Source organism: Micromonospora sp. NPDC023633, from assembly GCF_040640035.1.
Taxonomy (GTDB): Bacteria; Actinomycetota; Actinomycetes; order Mycobacteriales; family Micromonosporaceae; genus Micromonospora.
Window position 1 is genome coordinate 1 of sequence record NZ_JBFABB010000145.1, and the last position, 15,450, is coordinate 15,450.

Consider the following 15,450-nt stretch of genomic DNA (forward strand, 5'->3'; position numbering starts at 1 on the left):
GGCCGCGCTGGACCACCCGCACGGCCGGCGGATCGCCGACCGGGTCGAGGCCCTGGGCATCGAGGTCGAGCGGCTGCGTGCCAACCGGCTCACCGGCGTCCGTGGCGGCACCGAGCGGGAGACGTACGCGCGGGCGAAGGCGACGATGGCGATCGTGGTCAGCCCGCCGTCGCGCCGGCGGCTGCAACCCATCGCGCCCAGCGCGGACTGGCGCGTCGACCTGGCGGAGGGCTGCCCGGCCCACTGCCAGTACTGCTACCTGGCCGGCTCGCTGTCGGGGCCGCCGGTGACGCGGGTGTACGCCGACCTGGACGACATCCTCGCCGGCCTGGCCGAGTACGCCGGGCGGGGCACGGTGACCAGCCGCGACGCCGCGCGGGCCGGCGAAGGCACCACCTTCGAGGCGTCCTGCTACACCGACCCGCTGGCCCTGGAGCACCTCACCGGCAGCTGGCGGCGGGCCGTGGAGCACTTCGCCGGCTGGGACGCCCCGGTGCAGCTGCGCTGGACCACCAAGTACGCCGACGTCGACACGTTCGTCGGGCTGCCGCACGCCGGCCGTACCCGGGTCCGGTTCAGCGTCAACTGCCGGCCGGTCAGCGAGCGGCTGGAGGGCGGCACCGCCCCGGTGCCGGACCGGCTCGCGGCGCTGCGCCGGCTCGCCCTCGACGGCTACCCCGTCGGGCTGACCGTCGCGCCGATCATGCCACTGCCCGGCTGGCGGGAGCGGTACGGCGAGCTGCTCGACGCGGTGGCCGACGCCGTCGCCGGGGTGCCGGAACTCGACCTGACCGCCGAGCTGATCACCCACCGGTTCACCCCGGGCAGCAAGGAGGTGCTGCTCGGCTGGTACCCGCGCACGAGGCTGGAGATGGACGAGTCCGCCCGCAGCCGCAGGTACGGCAGGTTCGGCGCCGTCAAGTACGTCTACCCGCGCGACACCATGGCCGAGCTGCGCGCCTGGTTCGACCGGGAGGTGGCGGTCCGGCTGCCGGACTGCCGGGTCCTGTACTGGACGTGAGGATGCGCTACGGTCGCGACCGTGGCCCTGATGCGCTGTGACTTCCACTCCGAGGCCCTCGGTGTGAGCACGTCGATGACCGTGATCCTGCCGCAGCGGACCTCCTCGCAGATCGGCATGACCGGCAGCGCCGGGCAGGGCGCCCCGCCCGTGCTCTACCTGCTGCACGGCCTGTCCGACGACGACACCATCTGGCTGCGCCGCACCTCGATCGAGCGCTACGTCGCGCCGCTCGGCCTCGCCGTGGTGATGCCCCAGGCCGGGCGCAGCTTCTACACCGACGAGGAGCACGGCAACCGCTACTGGACGTTCCTCAGCACCGAGCTGCCCCGGGTGTGCCACGAGTTCTTCCGGCTCTCCGCCCGGCGGGAGGACACCTTCGTCGCCGGCCTGTCGATGGGCGGCTACGGGGCGGTCAAGTGGGCGCTGCGCGACCCGGGCCGGTTCGCGGCGGCGGCGAGCCTCTCCGGCGCGCTCGACGTGGTCAACCGCCGCCACCACCCGACCGCGCCCCTGGACCCCGACGTCTGGCACACCGTGTTCGGCGAGCGCGCCGCGATCGGCAGCGACGACGACACCGTCGCCCTGCTCGACCGGGTGCCCGCCGCCGACCGGCCGGCGCTCTACGTCGCCTGCGGCACCGAGGACTTCCTGTACGACGACAACCTGACCTTCGTCGCGGCGGCCCGCGAGCGGGGCGTCCCGCTCACCGTGGACTTCTCCCCCGGCACGCACGACTGGGCGTACTGGGACGCGAAGATCCAGGACGTGCTGGCCTGGTTGCCGCTGCGCACCGGCGACTGAGCGGCCGGTGCCGGGGCGCCGCGGTCGAGCGCCGGGCTCAGGCGCCGACGGTGCCGTCGACGCCCTCGCGCAGGAGGTCGGCGTGGCCGTTGTGGCGGGCGTACTCGTGGATCAGGTGCAGCATCACCAGCCGCAGGGACACGTCCTCGCCGGACCTGGCGTGGTGGCCGGTCACGTCGAGCGACTCCGCCTCGCGCTCGATGCGGCGGGAGTGCGCGACCTCCCGCTGCCAGGCGTCGAACGCCTCGGCGCGGGTGGCGCCGCTCGCGTCGTACGCCACCTGGTAGTCGCCGGAGTCTGACCAGACCAGCGGGACGTCCTCGCCGTCGATGGTCCGGCGGAACCAGGCCCGCTCCACCTCCGCCATGTGCCGGACGAGGCCGAGCAGCGACAGCGTGGACGGGGGCATCGACTGCCGGCGCAGCTCCTCGTCGGAGAGCCCGTCGCACTTCATCGCGAGGGTCGCCCGGTGGTAGTCGAGGAAGGCGCGCAGCATCTCGCGCTCGTCCCCGGTGACGGGCGGCCCGATCCGTTCGGTGGCCACGGCTCACTCCCCTCACGTGACGGCAGGGTCGCCGTCCGACGGTTGCTCGCTTGCAGAGCCGGAACCCCTGATCATGCCGGACGGCGCCGGGCCGTGGCGCGTGGCCTCCGCCGCTTCCGACCGTCGCACCGGATCGGATGGCGCGATTCGACCTGCTCAGCGAGGCGCGCGGAGAGGTCACCCGGGCCGGTCAGACCTTCCGCCACTACGCGCACCAGCTGCTGCAGCCACAGGGCGAGGTCTACCCGGCGAGCCTCGCCGCCGGGCCACTGACCACCGCCGACGCCCTCGTGGTGCGCTCCTCGCCGGTGACGGCCGGCATGCTCGAAGCCGGCCGGCAGCTCAGGGTCGTCGGTGGCCACGGCGCCGGGCTGGACGGCATCGACCTCGCCGCGGCCGACCGCCTGGGCATCGAGGTGGTCGGCACGCCGGGCGTCAACGCCGAAGCGGTGGCCGAGTTCGTCGTCCTGGCCGGCCGTACCCTGGGTCCGGTCGGGCTCGGCGCGATCGGCCGGGTCGCGGCCCGCGCCCAGGCAATCGGCATGAACGTGATCGGATACGACGTCGCCACGACCACCCACCGCCGGGAGTACGCCTTGTCGCGCTGGACGACCTGCTGCGCGAGGCCGACGTGGTGAGCCTGCGCGTGCCCCGGACCCCGCGGACCACCGGGCTCGTCGACGCCGCCGCGCTCACCCGGATGCGGCCGGACGCCCTGCTGGTCAACACCGCGCGGGCCGGGATCGTGGACAGCCGGCCCGTGCTCGCCGCGCTCGACGCCGGGCGGCTGCGGGGCTACGCCGGTGGACGTCTTCGCGCCCGAACCGCCCGACCCCGACGACCCGCTCCTGCACCATCCGAGGGTCTTCGCCACCCCGCACATGGCGGCGATGACCCACGACGCGCTGGACGCGATGGCGGTAGCCGTCGCGCGTGGCGTGATCGCGCACCTGTAAGCCCTGGGAGGAACGAACCATGACCCTGTCCACCCCCGCGCCCGCGCTCGCGTACTTCGGCGTCGACGCGCTGATCGACGACGACACCCGAGACCTCCAGGCCGCCGTCCGTGGCTTCGTCGACCGACGGATCCGCCCGGAGATCGCCACCTGGTACGACGAGGGCCGCCTGCCCGTCCGGGACCTGGCCCTCGAGCTCGGCGAGCTCGGCGTGCTCGGCATGCACCTGCGGGGCTACGGCTGCGCCGGCACCTCCGCCGTCGCGTACGGGCTGGCCTGCTTCGAGCTGGAGGCGGGCGACTCGGGGCTGCGCTCCCTGGTCTCGGTGCAGGGCTCGCTCGCCATGTACGCCATCTGGCGCTTCGGCTCCGAGGAGCAGAAGCAGCAGTGGCTGCCCCGGATGGCCGCCGGCGAGGCGATCGGCTGCTTCGGCCTGACCGAACCGGACTTCGGCTCCGACCCGGCCGGCATGCGGACCAGGGCCCGCCGTGACAGGGACGACTGGGTGCTCAACGGCACCAAGATGTGGATCACCAACGGCTCCGTCGCGGACGTCGCCGTGGTGTGGGCCCGCACCGACGAGGGCGTCCGCGGCTTCCTCGTCCCCGCCGGCACCCCGGGCTTCACCGCCCCGGAGATCAAGCGCAAGCTCTCCCTGCGCGCCTCGGTGACCTCGGAACTCGTCCTCGACGACGTGCGGCTGCCCGCCGACGCGATCCTGCCGGAGGCCGCCGGCCTGTCCGGGCCGCTGACGTGTCTCAACGAGGCCCGGTTCGGCATCGTCTTCGGAGCGCTGGGCGCGGCCCACGACTGCCTGGAGACGACGGTCGCGTACGCCCGCAGCCGGCAGATCTTCGACAAGCCGCTGGCCGCGTACCAGGCCACCCAGCTCAAGCTCGCCGACATGGGGCTGGAGCTGGGCAAGGGGATGCTGCTGGCGTTGCACATCGGCGCGATGAAGGACGCCGGCACCCTCGACCACCGGCAGATCAGCCTGGGCAAGCTCAACAGCGTGCGGGAGTCCATCGCCATCGCCCGCGAGTGCCGCTCCATCCTCGGCGCGGCCGGGATCACCCTCGACTACCCGGTCATCCGGCACTCGGCCAACCTCGAATCCGTGCTCACCTACGAGGGCACGTCCGAGGTGCACCAGCTGATCATCGGACAGGTGCTGACCGGCCACGCCGCCTTCAAGTGAGCGGGACGGACCCTGGCCGGCGCGGGGGTGTCAGCCGCCCGCGGGCTCGGCCGAGGAGCGGGCCACGGGCAGGTCGAAGTACGTGTCCGGCCAGGGTTCGTCGCGGTAGCGGTAGTGCCACCACTCGCGGTCGTAGTTGACGAAGCCGCCGTCGGTCATCAACTGCCGCAGCAGCCGCCGGTTGTCCCTGGCCACGCCGGTGACCCGGGGCGAGTCGGTGTGCGCGAGCGGGTCGAAGCAGTCGAAGCCGGTGCCCATGTCGACGCCGTTGTCGGCGAACCGCTGCCCCCGGGGGGCGGTGCAGGAGACCAGGGGCTGGCCCGGCGCGTACGGGGGCTGGGTGGGGGTCGGCACGTCGACCAGGGTCAGGTCGAGCGTGCTGCCCCGACTGTGGGCGGTGGGGGCGCCGACGTACCCCTCGTCGAACAGCTTCGACTTCGCCACCCGGGGATAGAACTCCGCCTTCATCTGCTGCTCGCCGGGCTGCCTGGCCCAGCCGACGAAGTCGTCCGCGGCCCGCCGGGGGCGGTAGCAGTCGTACACCTTCAGGCTGCGGCCCCGGGCGAGGGCGGCGTCCTGCACCCGGCGCAGCGCCTCGGCGGCCCGGCGCGTGAGCAGGCAGAGCGGTTCGGAATAGCCGGCGACCGGTCGCCCCACGAAGTTGTGCGCGCCGGCGTACCGGATGTCGGTCCGGATGCGCGGGTCGACGTCGGTGAGGACGACGAGGCCCGGCCCGCGCGACGTCGTCGCCGGGGCGGACGGTGCCGGCGCGGCCGGGGGTGACGGCGACGGCGCGGGTCGGGTGCAGCCGGGCGCGAGCGCCACGATCGCGACGGCCGCCGCGACGGCCCGCCCACGGGCGGTCGCGGCGCCCGGGGCTCGCCGGCGGATGGGCACTGGCCTGGCCACGCCCCCTGTCTATCAGGCTACGGGCCGTCGGGCGCCCGGTCCGGCGACAGGTGTACGCGCAGGAAGCGCAGCGCCGCCTCGTCGTCGTCGATCCCGCCCGCCTCGTGACCGTTGTACCGCCAGACCGACAACTCCGTCGGCCCCCGCCAGGCGTTGACGGCGGCGAAGACGGTCGACGGCGGCACGATCTCGTCCATCAGCGCGACGGAGAAGCGGACCGGCAGGTGGCACCGGCGGGCGAAGTTCACCCCGTCGACGTACGCCAGGGTGGCCAGCACCCGCTCCTCGGCCTGCCGGTGCACGGCCAGGTAGTCGCGGATCTCGCCGTAGGGTCGGGCGTCGGTGAGCACGATCCCGCGCGGCATGTCGCACAGGAACGGCACGCCAGCCACGACGGCCCGCAGGTCGGGCACCAGGGCGCCGACAGCGAGCGCCGCGCCGCCGCCCTGGCTGTGCCCGAGGACCGCGAGCCGCGCCGGGTCGACCGCCGGCAGGGTCCGGGCCGCGTCCACCGCCCGCACCGCGTCGGTGAGGAACCGCCGGTAGTAGTACGTACGGGGGTCCTCCACGCCACGGGTGACCACCCCGGGGGCCTCGGGGCCGGCGGCGGCCGGATCCGGGGTGTCCCCCCGGGTCCAGCCCGCCCCCTGCCCCCGGGTGTCCATCTGCAGGTGCGCGAAGCCGGCCGAGGCCCAGAGCAGGTTCTCCAGCGGGTGGCCCCGGCCGCCGCCGTAGCCGGCGTACTGGACGACCGTGGGCAGGGGCAGCCCGGCGTCGCGCGGCAGCCGCAGCCAGCCCCGCACCGGCTGCCCGGCGAACCCGGGGAAGGTCACGTCGAGGACGTCGATCGTGCTCAGCCCGGTGCCCACCGGCTCGGCGCGCACCGGCCAGCCGCACTGGCGTGACTCGGCGATCGTGTCCGCCCAGAACCGGTCGAAGTCCGCCGGCTCCCGCACCCCGCCGCGGTACGCCCGCAACTGCTCCTCGGGCAGGTCGGTGAGGGCCATCGCTCACCCGGCCCACGGCGTGACGGCGAAGCGGGGGTGCAGCCGCCGGGTGTGGTCGACGTGCCGGGCGGGGCCGCGCAGCGCGACCGCCGCCACGAGCCGGTGGTCGGTGCTGGACGCCGCGAGCCGCAGTTCCAGCTCCCCCGGCTCGACGACGCGTCGCCCGTCGCGCCCGGTGAACGAGAACAGATCGGCCGGCACGGCCAGGTCGATCCGGCAGGCCGCGCCCGCCGCCAGCGGCACGCGGAGGTAGCCGACCAGCCGCTGCACCGGCTGGACCACCGAGGCCACCGGATCGTGGGCGTACACCTGCACCACCTCGCTGCCCCATCGGGAGCCGGTGTTGCGCACCGTGAAGTGCAGCCGCAGCTCACCGTCGGTCGCCGCGACCGGCTCGCCGACCACCAGGCCCGACCAGTCGAACGTGGTGTAGCCCAGACCGTGCCCGAAGCCGTACGCCGGCGTCGGGTCGACGTTGGAGACGTCGCTGGCGTGGCCCAGCCGGGCCGACAGGTAGGTGGTCGGCTGCGCGCCCGGCCCCCGGGGCACGCTGACCGGCAGCCGCCCCTGCGGTGCGACCCGGCCGCTGAGCACGCCGGCGATGGCCGGGGCGCCCTCCTCGCCGGGGAAGAACGACTGCACGATCGCCGCCGCGTCGGTCACCGCCCGGCCCAGCGCGTAGGGCCGCCCGGCGAGCAGCGTCACCACCACGGGCGTACCGGTGTCCAGCAGCGCGTCGAGCAGGTGCTGCTGTGCCCCGGGCAGGGCCAGCGACTCGGCGTCGCAGCCCTCGCCGCTGGTGCCCCGCCCGAACAGGCCCGCCCGGTCGCCGAGCGCGGCGACCACCACGTCCGCGCCCCGCGCCGCCGCGACCGCCGCCGCCACCCCGCCGGTGTCGTCGCCGTCGACGGAGACGCCGGCCTCGGTGACCACGACGCTCTCGGCGAACTCGGCGCGCAGCGCCGCCGCCAGGGTGGGCAGCGCGATGCCGACGGGCACCTCGGGGTGCCGGGAGCCGACGTGGGCGGGGAACGAGTAGCAGCCCAGCACCGCCGTGGGACTCTCCGCCTGCGGGCCGACCAGCGCGATCCGGGCCGGCCGGTGCAGCGGCAGGGTGCCGTCGTTGGCCAGCAGCACCACGGCGCACTCGGCGACCTCGCGGGCCAGCGCCCGGTTGGCGGGCGGGTCCAGGTCGACGGTGCCGCGCAGCGCGTCCGGATCGGAGAGGTCGGCACCGGCCAGCGCGGCCGGCACCGGGCTCCAGTCGGCGTCGAGCAGGCCGAGCTGCGCCTTCTGCGTCAGCACCCGACGGACCGCCCGGTCGATCAGCGCCTCCGGCACCGCGCCGGCCGCGAGCGCCTCGCGCAGCGGCTCGCCGAACGTCTTCACCGTCGGCAGCTCGACGTCCACGCCCGCGGCGAGGGCGGTGCCCGCCGCCTCCGCCCAGCTGCCGGCCACCCCGTGCAGGGTACGCAGGAAGGCGATGCCGAAGTAGTCGGCCACGACGGTGCCCGGGAAGCCCCAGGCGTCGCGGAGCAGGCCGGTCAGCAGGTGTTCGTCGGCCGCCGAGGGAATCCCGTCGGTGTCGGTGTAGGCGTGCATCACCGACCGCGCGCCGCCCTCGCGCACCGCCATCTCGAACGGCGGGAGGATCACGTCCGCGCGCTCGCGGGGGCCCATCGGCACCGGCGCCAGGTTGCGCCCGCCCCGGGAGGCGGAGTAGCCGGCGAAGTGCTTCAGGGTGGCCACCACGCCGGCGGACTCCAGGCCCCGCACGTACGCGGTGGCGATGGTGCCCACCAGGTAGGGGTCCTCGCCGATTGTCTCCTCCACCCGCCCCCAACGCGCGTCGCGCACCACGTCGAGCACCGGGGCCAGCCCCTGGTGCACGCCGACGCGGCGCAGGTCGGCGCCGATGGCGGCGGCCATCCGCCCGATCAGCTCCGGGTCGAAGGTGGCGCCCCAGGACAGCGGCACCGGGTACGCGGTGGCGCCCCAGGCGGCGAAGCCGGCCAGGCACTCCTCGTGCGCCATCGCCGGGATGCCGAACCGGTTCGCGGCGGCGATCCGCTGCTGGGTCCGCAGCAGGGACAGCGCCCCGAGCGCGGGGTCGACCGGGGCGGTGCCGAACGGGCGGGTCAGCTGGCCGAGGCCGGCGTCCAGCAGGTCGGCCAGGTCGACCGGTTCCTCCATCTCGTGCTGGTACGGCGCGACCTCTCCCCCGTCGGCGGCGGCGCCGACCCAGACTCCGTAGAGCTGTGCCACCTTCTCGGGCAGGGTCATCGCGGCGACCAGGGCGTCCACCCTGGTCGTCAGGTCGAGGGTCGGGTCGGTCCAGGTCGCGGTGCCGGTGGCGATGTCGAGGGTCACGTTGTCGGTCACTTCCCTCCGACGCCCATCAGCCCCTGCACCAGGGCCCGCCGGGCGAACAGATAGACGAGCAGGACGGGCACCATCGACAGCACGACCGCGGCGAGCAGGCCGGGAATGTTGATCCCGTACTGCGTCTGGAAGTTGTAGAGGCCGAGGGTGATCACCTTGGTGGAGTCGGACTGGGTGAGGATCAGCGGGAACAGGAAGCCGTTCCACGCCTGCAGGGCGGAGAAGACCGCGATGGTGGCGATCCCGCCGCGCGACAGCGGCAGCACCAGTTGGCGGAACACCCGCGCCGGGCTGGCGCCGTCGATGGCCATCGCCTCGTACAGGTCCACGGTGATGTCCCGCATGACGCCGCTGAGGATCAGCGCGCACACCGGCAGGGAGAAGGCGGCGGTGGGCAGGATGACGCCGACGAGGTTGTCGTAGAGCCCCGCCTTGCTGATCAGGTAGAAGATCGGCACGACGACCGCCTGCGCCGGGATCGCCAGGCCCAGCAGGAACAGCCGGAACACCCCGGAGGTGAGCCGGCTGCGGCTGCGCACGATGGCGTACGCCAGCGGGGGCACGAGCAGCAGCACGATGGCCACCACGCTCGCGGTCACCACCAGGGTGTTGAGCAGGTAACGGCCGAAGCCCTCGTCGAAGGCGCCGGTGTAGTTGTCCAGGGTGAAGGTGTCGGGCAGGGCGATCGGGCCGTTGCGGCCGTACCCCTCGCGGGTCTGCACGGTGATCGCCAGCATGACGTAGATCGGCAGGCCGACCAGGAGCAGCCAGGCCACCGCGCCGATCCCGGCGAGCCAGTTCGGGCGGTGCCGCTTCACAGTCCCTCCATGGTGGAGCGCATCCGGTCGTAGCCGGAGACCCGGACCACGATCAGCGAGATGACGGTGGCGACGACGACGAGGAGCAGGGCGATGGCCGCGCCGGCGCCGAAGTCGAAGCTGCGGAACGCCTGCTCGTACATGTGGTAGGCGGTGATGGTGGTGTCGGTGCCCGGGCCGCCCTGGGTGAGGATCAGCACGGTGTCGAACGTGGTCAGCCCGCCGACGACCATGAGGACCACCGAGGTGATCATGGCGTTGCGCAGCTGCGGCAGGGTGACGTGGCGGAACCGTCCCCACGGGCCGGCGCCGTCGACCTCGGCGGCCTGGTAGAGCACCGCCGGCACGGCGCGGGCCGCGCCCTGGTAGATCAGCGCGTGGAACGGGATGAACTGCCAGCTGCCGACGAAGACCAGTACGCCGATCGCGCCCGTCCGGCTGCCGAAGAGGTTGCCGTCGCCGAACAGCCACGGGGCCTGGCCGGGCACGCCGAAGTTCGGGTCGAGCAGCGCCCGCCACAGCACCGACACGGCGGTCGCCGAGAGCAGCAGCGGAAGGAAGAAGATGGCGGACAGCACGGCGCGATTGCGCTGGTGACCGGCCGCCCACACGCCGATCAGCAGGCTCAGCGGCGTCTGCACCAGCACGCCGAGGGCGGTGAGCAGGACGCTGAGCCACAGGCTGTTGATCATGACGGGATCGCGGGCGAGCCGCCGCCAGTTCTCCAGCCCGACGTACTCCGGCGAGCCGAGGCCCGCCCAGCTGGTGAAGCTGAGCACGACCACGAGGACCAGCGGGACGAGTGCGAAGAGCCCGAAGAACAGGGTCGCGGGGAGGGCCCAGGCGAAGCCCGGGCGGCTGACCGTGGGGCCACCCGGGCGTCGTCGGACCCGTCGCTGCTCCGTCACGGTGGGGGCGGCGAGGGTGGTGGTGGACATGCCGCGGTCAGCCCGCCTGCAGGGACTGCATGGCCTTGATGAATCCGGCGGCGTCCATCCGGCCGTTGCAGTACTGCTGCACGGCCTGGTGGATGGTCGTCGTCGCGGCCGGCGGGTACGCCTGGTCCCAGGAGAGCTGGAAGTTCGGGGCCTCCTTGACCAGGGCGAACTGGTACTTCAGGTAGTCCGGGTTGGTGGCGCCGTCGAGGAACTTCCCGGTGTTGGTGGTGGTCGGCAGGTTCCCGATGGACAGCTGCGCCCGGACGAACTCGTCGGAGTACTGGAGCTTGAGGAACTCGGCCACCGCCTCCGGGTGCCGGGTCTTCTTCAGCACGGAGTAGAAGTTGTTGGTGTTGCCGACCACGTTGCGCGGGTCGCCCTTGCCGCCCGGGACGCTCGGGAAGGCGCTCCAGCCGAGGCCCTCGGCGGCGAACGTCGGGTTGGCGTCGTGGTGGGTCGAGTAGTTCCAGGAGCCCATCAGCTCGAAGCCGGCCTTGCCGCCCGCGAGCAGGGCGGGCGAGCCGCCGTCGGTGAACTTGACCGAGTCGAAGTTGGGGCCGAACGCGCCCGCGTCGGTCAGTTGCCGCAGCAGTTCCAGGGCCCGGCGGCTCTCCGGGCTCTCCCAGGCGCCCTTGTCGCCGTCGAGCGCCCGCGCGAACAGCTCGGGGCCGGCCACCCGGTCGTAGAGGTACTGGTACCACATCTGGGTCGGCCACTGGTCGCCGCCGCCGAGGGCGATCGGCGTGATCCCCTTGGCTTTGAGGGCGCGTACGGCGGCCAGCAGGTCGTCCCACGTCTTCGGCGGGGCGACCCCGGCGTCGGCGAGGACCTTCTTGTTGTGGAACAGCAGCACCGGCTGGGTGCCGCGCATCGGCACCCCGTACGCCTTGCCGTCGACCATCGCGGTGTTGAAGACCGAGGGCAGGAAGTTCCCCTTCAGCCCCGGATCCTTGGCGATCATGTCGTCCAACGGCAGCAGCAGGTCGGCCTTGACGAACGGGGTGATGCTGCCGCCGCCCCAGTTGAAGAAGACGTCCGGCGCCTGCTTGGTGTTGATGATGGTCTGGAGCTTGGTCTGGTAGTCGGCACCGGGGATGGTGTCCAGCACCGCCTTGACCTTCGACGTCTTGTTGAACGTCTCGACGAGCTGTTTCTCGACCTTGTTGGTGGCGTCGCCGTAGACCAGGATGCGGATCTCGTCCGGGCCGGCGGCCGAGTCACCGTCGCCGCAGGCGGTCAGTGGCAGCGTCAGCGCCAGGGCGGCGCCGAACGCGACGACCCGGGCGAGCCGCGTGCGTACAGTCATGATCGACCTCTCGTGGTGGGGGTGGGGTGGGGGGGACGTCGCCGCCGGCGCGACGACCGAAAGGCGTCCGACAAGTTTCCGGAATAATTCCGTAACTCGTCCGAACGCTAGAACCGACCTGCCGTGTCGTCAACCCCCGATCGTGGGGCAAGATGGGCCGGTGGAGCGGCCCCGCCGTTCCGGACGTTTTTCGGTGGTGACGGGTACGGTCGGTCTTCCGACCGGTGAAGGAGACGCGGGTGGACGGCGACGACGGGCGCAGGATCACCATCACCGCTATCGCGCGGGAGGCCGGGGTCTCGGTGCCGACCGTGTCGCGGGTGCTCAACGGGCGCTCGGACGTGGCCCCCGACACCCGCGAGCGGGTGGAGGAGCTGCTGCGCCACCATGGCTACCAACGCCGCAGCAGCCGCACGGTGAGCCGCGCCGGCCTGGTGGACCTGGTCTTCAACGACCTGGACAGCCCCTGGGCGGTGGAGATCATCCGGGGCGTCGAGGACGTCGGGCACGGCGCGGGCGTCGGCACCGTGGTCTCCGCGATACACCGCCAGTCGACCGCCGCCCGGCAGTGGCTGCAGAACCTGCGGGCCCGCGCCACCGACGGCGTCATCTTCGTGACCTCGCACCTGAGCCCGCCGCTGCACGCGCAGCTGCGCCGCCTCAACGTGCCCGTGGTCGTCGTCGACCCGGCCGGCGTGCCCGCCACCGACGTGCCCACCATCGGGGCCACCAACTGGGCCGGCGGGCTCGCCGCGACCGAGCACCTGCTCTCGCTCGGGCACCGGCGGATCGGCTTCGTCGCCGGGCCGACGCACCTGCTGTGTAGCCGGGCCCGCCTCGACGGCCACCGGGCCGCGCTGGAGGCGGCCGGGGCGCCGGCGGAGGACCGGCTGGTGCACCCCGGCGACTTCTACCACGCCTCGGGCTTTGCCGCCGGGACGGCGCTGCTCGACCTCGACGACCCGCCGACGGCCATCTTCGCGGCCAGCGACCAGATGGCCTTCGGCGTCTACGAGGCCGTGCGGCGCCGGGGCCTGCGGATCCCCGGCGACGTCAGCGTGGTGGGCTTCGACGACCTGCCCGAGGCCCGCTGGGCCTCACCGCCGCTGACCACCGTCCGGCAGCCGCTGGTGGAGATGGGTCGCCTGGCCGCCCGGACCGTGCTGCGGCTGGCGCAGGGCGAGGGCATCGACTCCCCCCGGGTGGAACTCGCCACCAACCTGGTCGTCCGGGACAGCACGGCCCCGCCGCGCCGGCCGTGACGGCCGTCGCGCCGCCCGCCGCCCGGCGCCGGCATTCCCGGTGGGGTTCCGGAAGTTCCGGTCGGTAGCCGCTGCCGCGACCGCCGTTCACCCACCGCCCAGGGCCGCCCGGAAGTTTCGGTACGGCGTTCCGGGCGGCGGGGAGCCGGGGTGGACGAGTGTGCCTCGACACCGCCGACGGCGGCATCGGCCTCAGCGGTGCTGGTGGTGGTGCCGGACCGCCCGCCGGATGTCCACCGGCAGGGCGGGCGCGCCGTCGACCGGCGCGGGGTCCTCGGCGGTGGGGGCGATGCCGCCGGCGGCGATCCGGTCGAGGGTGGCCAGCCCGGCGGCGTCGATCGAGCCGAAGACCGTGTAGTTGGGGCGCAGCGCCGAGTCCGACTGGACCAGGAAGAACTGGCTGCCGTTGGTGTCGGGGCCCGCGTTGGCCATGGCCAGGGTGCCCCGGGCGTAGAGCCGGCGCACGCCGGTCGGGTCGGTCGGCGCCGGCGGCAGGTCGGTGGGCAGCTCGTCGGCGTAGCGGTAGCCGGGACCGCCGGAGCCGGTGCCGGACGGGTCACCGCACTGCAGCACCCGCAACGTCGGGTACGCGGTGAGCCGGTGGCAGGAGGTCCGGTCGTAGAAGCGGTGGCGCACCAGGTGCAGGAAGCTCTGCACGGTGCAGGGGGCCGCCTCCCGGTCGAGGGTCAGCCCGATCGGTCCCTGGTTGGTCCGCAGCGTGACCCGCACGGTGCCCCGGTCGGGGGTGCGCCTCGGGTCGGGCGGCAGCGGGACCGGGCGGGCGGCCGGGTCCTCGGGCGTCTCCGCGTACGCGCACGGGCCGGGCGTGACCCGGGGCTCGGCGGAGGCGTCGGCCGGGGACCCGCCGGGCGCGGCGACCGCGGCGGCGCCGCCACCGGTGACCAGCGCGCCCGCGATCACGGCCACCCCGGCGAGGCGGGTCAGCGTACGGGCCGGTCGACGGCGTGCCTCGGTCGACGGTGGGACGGGGTGCGGTCGGGGTTCGCTCGACACGGGGGGTCCTCCCTGGACTCATGGCGCCAGAAAGACCGGAGTCTATGGATCCCGTCGTCGCTTGTCGATCCGTCCTGCCCCTGCCGCGGCGCGGAGGCGCCCTCCCCTACCGGCGCCGCGCCGCCCGGCGGCGCCAGAGCAGCGCGGTCCCCAGCAGCGCGACCGCCGACGCGACGAGCGCGGCCACGGGCCACCGTGCGACCAGCCCGTCCTCGATCGGGCCGCTGGCCGCGGCCGGGCGCGGCTCGCCGGTGGCGGCCAGCGCGGGCGGCGAGGCGGCCGCCGACGCGGTCAGCTCCCCCGGCTCGACCAGCCGGCCGACGGCGGCGCCCCGGGGCAGCGAAAAGCCCCAGTCGAGCAGGGCGGCGCCCTGCTCCCAGCCCCGCGCGGGCTGCGGCTCGGCACCGAGCAGCGTGACCACCAGCCGCCGCCCGTTCCGCTGGGCCGCCCCGACGTAGGTGTGCCGGGCCAGGTCGGTGAAGCCGGTCTTGCCGCCGAGCGCGCCCGGGTACCGGTAGACGAGCTGGTTCTCGTTCTGGATCTCGAAACCCTTGGTCCGCTGCGCCGGCTGGGCGGGGATGCGGTGCGTCTCGGTCAGCGCGTACCGGCGGAACGTCGGGTCGGCGAAGCAGGCCCGGGCGATCAACGCCAGGTCGTACGCGCTGGTGAACTGGCCTCGTCCGTCGAGGCCGGACGGCGTCACCGCGTGGGTCTGCAGGGCGCCGAGGCGGTGCGCCTCCTCGTTCATCGCCCGCACGCCGCCGGCCATCCCGTCCGGGCCGCCGCCGAGGCGGGCCAGCACGTTGGCCGCCTCGTTGCCCGACTGGAGCAGCAGCCCGAGCCAGACGGTCTCGATCCGGTAGCGCCCGCCGGCGACCAGCCCGACGGCCGAGGAGCCGGGTTCGATGTCCATGTCCCCGTCGGTGACGGTGACGACCTGCTGCGGGTCGAGTCGGGGCAGCATGGTGGCCGCCAGCAGCAGCTTCTGCACGCTGGCCGGGGTGCCGTACTCGTGCGGGCCGCAGCCGCCCAGCACCTCGCCGCTGTCCAGGTCCGCGACCAGCCACGAGGTCGCGGTGACCGCCGGCGGGCGCGCGGCCCCCGCCGGGACGACCAGACCGGCGGTGTCCAGCGCCGGGCCGCCGACGGTCCGCTCCTGCGGCACGGCTGGCGGCGGCGACGGACGCGGCGGCCGGGACACCCTGGGCGCGGGCGCCTTCGGGCAGGGCACGACGCCGGACGCGGACGGCACGACGTTGGGCGCGGGTGACGCGACGCCGGACGCGGGTGG

14 protein-coding genes and 1 pseudogene are annotated in these 15,450 nt (G+C 74.2%); 6 read left to right on the top strand and 9 right to left on the bottom strand.

Annotation, left to right across the window (positions count from 1 at the left end; translation table 11 throughout):
• Window positions 1-1,021 (top strand): spore photoproduct lyase family protein (locus tag AB0G13_RS29940; RefSeq protein WP_357881456.1); only part of this gene is annotated, 1,021 nt, incomplete at its 5' end.
• Between the two features lie 21 nt (window positions 1,022-1,042).
• Window positions 1,043-1,825, top strand: a complete 783-nt coding sequence (locus AB0G13_RS29945) for an alpha/beta hydrolase family protein (protein ID WP_357881459.1) — start codon at window positions 1,043-1,045, stop codon at window positions 1,823-1,825.
• A 37-nt stretch (window positions 1,826-1,862) separates the two neighbouring features.
• Here the strand turns inward: AB0G13_RS29945 and AB0G13_RS29950 are convergent, their stop codons facing one another.
• Window positions 1,863-2,369 (bottom strand): DinB family protein, encoded by a 507-nt coding sequence (locus AB0G13_RS29950; RefSeq protein WP_357881462.1) that lies wholly within the window; start codon window positions 2,367-2,369, stop codon window positions 1,863-1,865.
• 137 nt (window positions 2,370-2,506) lie between these two features.
• On the opposite strand from AB0G13_RS29950, the pseudogene AB0G13_RS29955 reads away from it, so the two are divergent.
• The 3 genes and pseudogenes from AB0G13_RS29955 to AB0G13_RS29965 all read left to right on the top strand — a co-directional run.
• A pseudogene (locus tag AB0G13_RS29955) lies at window positions 2,507-3,105 on the top strand (NAD(P)-dependent oxidoreductase); the annotation flags it as partial.
• A gap of 67 nt (window positions 3,106-3,172) precedes the next feature.
• Window positions 3,173-3,325: an NAD(P)-dependent oxidoreductase gene (locus AB0G13_RS29960; protein ID WP_357881489.1), complete on the top strand. Its 153-nt coding sequence runs from the start codon at window positions 3,173-3,175 to the stop codon at window positions 3,323-3,325.
• A 19-nt stretch (window positions 3,326-3,344) separates the two neighbouring features.
• Window positions 3,345-4,523 (top strand): acyl-CoA dehydrogenase family protein, encoded by a 1,179-nt coding sequence (locus tag AB0G13_RS29965; RefSeq protein WP_357881465.1) that lies wholly within the window; start codon window positions 3,345-3,347, stop codon window positions 4,521-4,523.
• Window positions 4,524-4,553: 30 nt separating this feature from the next.
• Here the strand turns inward: AB0G13_RS29965 and AB0G13_RS29970 are convergent, their stop codons facing one another.
• From AB0G13_RS29970 to AB0G13_RS29995, 6 genes are all read right to left on the bottom strand, one after another.
• Window positions 4,554-5,351, bottom strand: coding sequence for a M15 family metallopeptidase (locus AB0G13_RS29970; protein WP_357881492.1), 798 nt, complete (start codon window positions 5,349-5,351; stop codon window positions 4,554-4,556).
• 98 nt (window positions 5,352-5,449) lie between these two features.
• Window positions 5,450-6,439 carry an acetylxylan esterase gene (locus tag AB0G13_RS29975; RefSeq protein ID WP_357881468.1) on the bottom strand — a complete coding sequence of 330 codons (990 nt, stop codon included), beginning with the start codon at window positions 6,437-6,439 and terminating at the stop codon, window positions 5,450-5,452.
• Between the two features lie 3 nt (window positions 6,440-6,442).
• Complete coding sequence (locus AB0G13_RS29980) at window positions 6,443-8,821, bottom strand: glycoside hydrolase family 3 N-terminal domain-containing protein (RefSeq protein WP_357881471.1); 2,379 nt, start codon at window positions 8,819-8,821, stop codon at window positions 6,443-6,445.
• Window positions 8,818-9,639: a carbohydrate ABC transporter permease gene (locus tag AB0G13_RS29985; RefSeq protein ID WP_357881474.1), complete on the bottom strand. Its 822-nt coding sequence runs from the start codon at window positions 9,637-9,639 to the stop codon at window positions 8,818-8,820. Before AB0G13_RS29985 ends, AB0G13_RS29980 begins: the two co-directional genes overlap by 4 nt.
• The gene (locus tag AB0G13_RS29990; RefSeq protein WP_357881477.1) at window positions 9,636-10,577 is read right to left on the bottom strand and encodes a sugar ABC transporter permease; all 942 of its coding nucleotides are present in this window, start codon (window positions 10,575-10,577) and stop codon (window positions 9,636-9,638) included. The genes AB0G13_RS29985 and AB0G13_RS29990 overlap by 4 nt, the downstream gene beginning before the upstream one ends.
• Before the next feature lie 7 nt (window positions 10,578-10,584).
• Entirely contained in the window at window positions 10,585-11,883 is a 1,299-nt protein-coding gene (locus tag AB0G13_RS29995; protein WP_357881480.1) for an extracellular solute-binding protein, read from the bottom strand.
• A 239-nt stretch (window positions 11,884-12,122) separates the two neighbouring features.
• On the opposite strand from AB0G13_RS29995, the gene AB0G13_RS30000 reads away from it, so the two are divergent.
• On the top strand, window positions 12,123-13,145 hold the full coding sequence (locus AB0G13_RS30000) for a LacI family DNA-binding transcriptional regulator (RefSeq protein WP_357881483.1): 1,023 nt from the start codon (window positions 12,123-12,125) through the stop codon (window positions 13,143-13,145).
• Window positions 13,146-13,337: 192 nt separating this feature from the next.
• Here the strand turns inward: AB0G13_RS30000 and AB0G13_RS30005 are convergent, their stop codons facing one another.
• Window positions 13,338-14,072: a peptidylprolyl isomerase gene (locus AB0G13_RS30005; protein WP_357881495.1), complete on the bottom strand. Its 735-nt coding sequence runs from the start codon at window positions 14,070-14,072 to the stop codon at window positions 13,338-13,340.
• A 193-nt stretch (window positions 14,073-14,265) separates the two neighbouring features.
• The coding region (locus tag AB0G13_RS30010) for a D-alanyl-D-alanine carboxypeptidase (protein WP_357881486.1) at window positions 14,266-15,450 on the bottom strand (1,185 nt) is incomplete at its 5' end.

Coding starts and splice junctions, on each gene's coding strand:
- AB0G13_RS29965 (WP_357881465.1), top strand. CDS start 3,345: ATGACCCTGTCCACCCCCGCGCCCGCGCTCGCGTACTTCGGCGTCGAC.
- AB0G13_RS29975 (WP_357881468.1), bottom strand. CDS start 6,439: ATGGCCCTCACCGACCTGCCCGAGGAGCAGTTGCGGGCGTACCGCGGC.
- AB0G13_RS29990 (WP_357881477.1), bottom strand. CDS start 10,577: ATGTCCACCACCACCCTCGCCGCCCCCACCGTGACGGAGCAGCGACGG.
- AB0G13_RS29995 (WP_357881480.1), bottom strand. CDS start 11,883: ATGACTGTACGCACGCGGCTCGCCCGGGTCGTCGCGTTCGGCGCCGCC.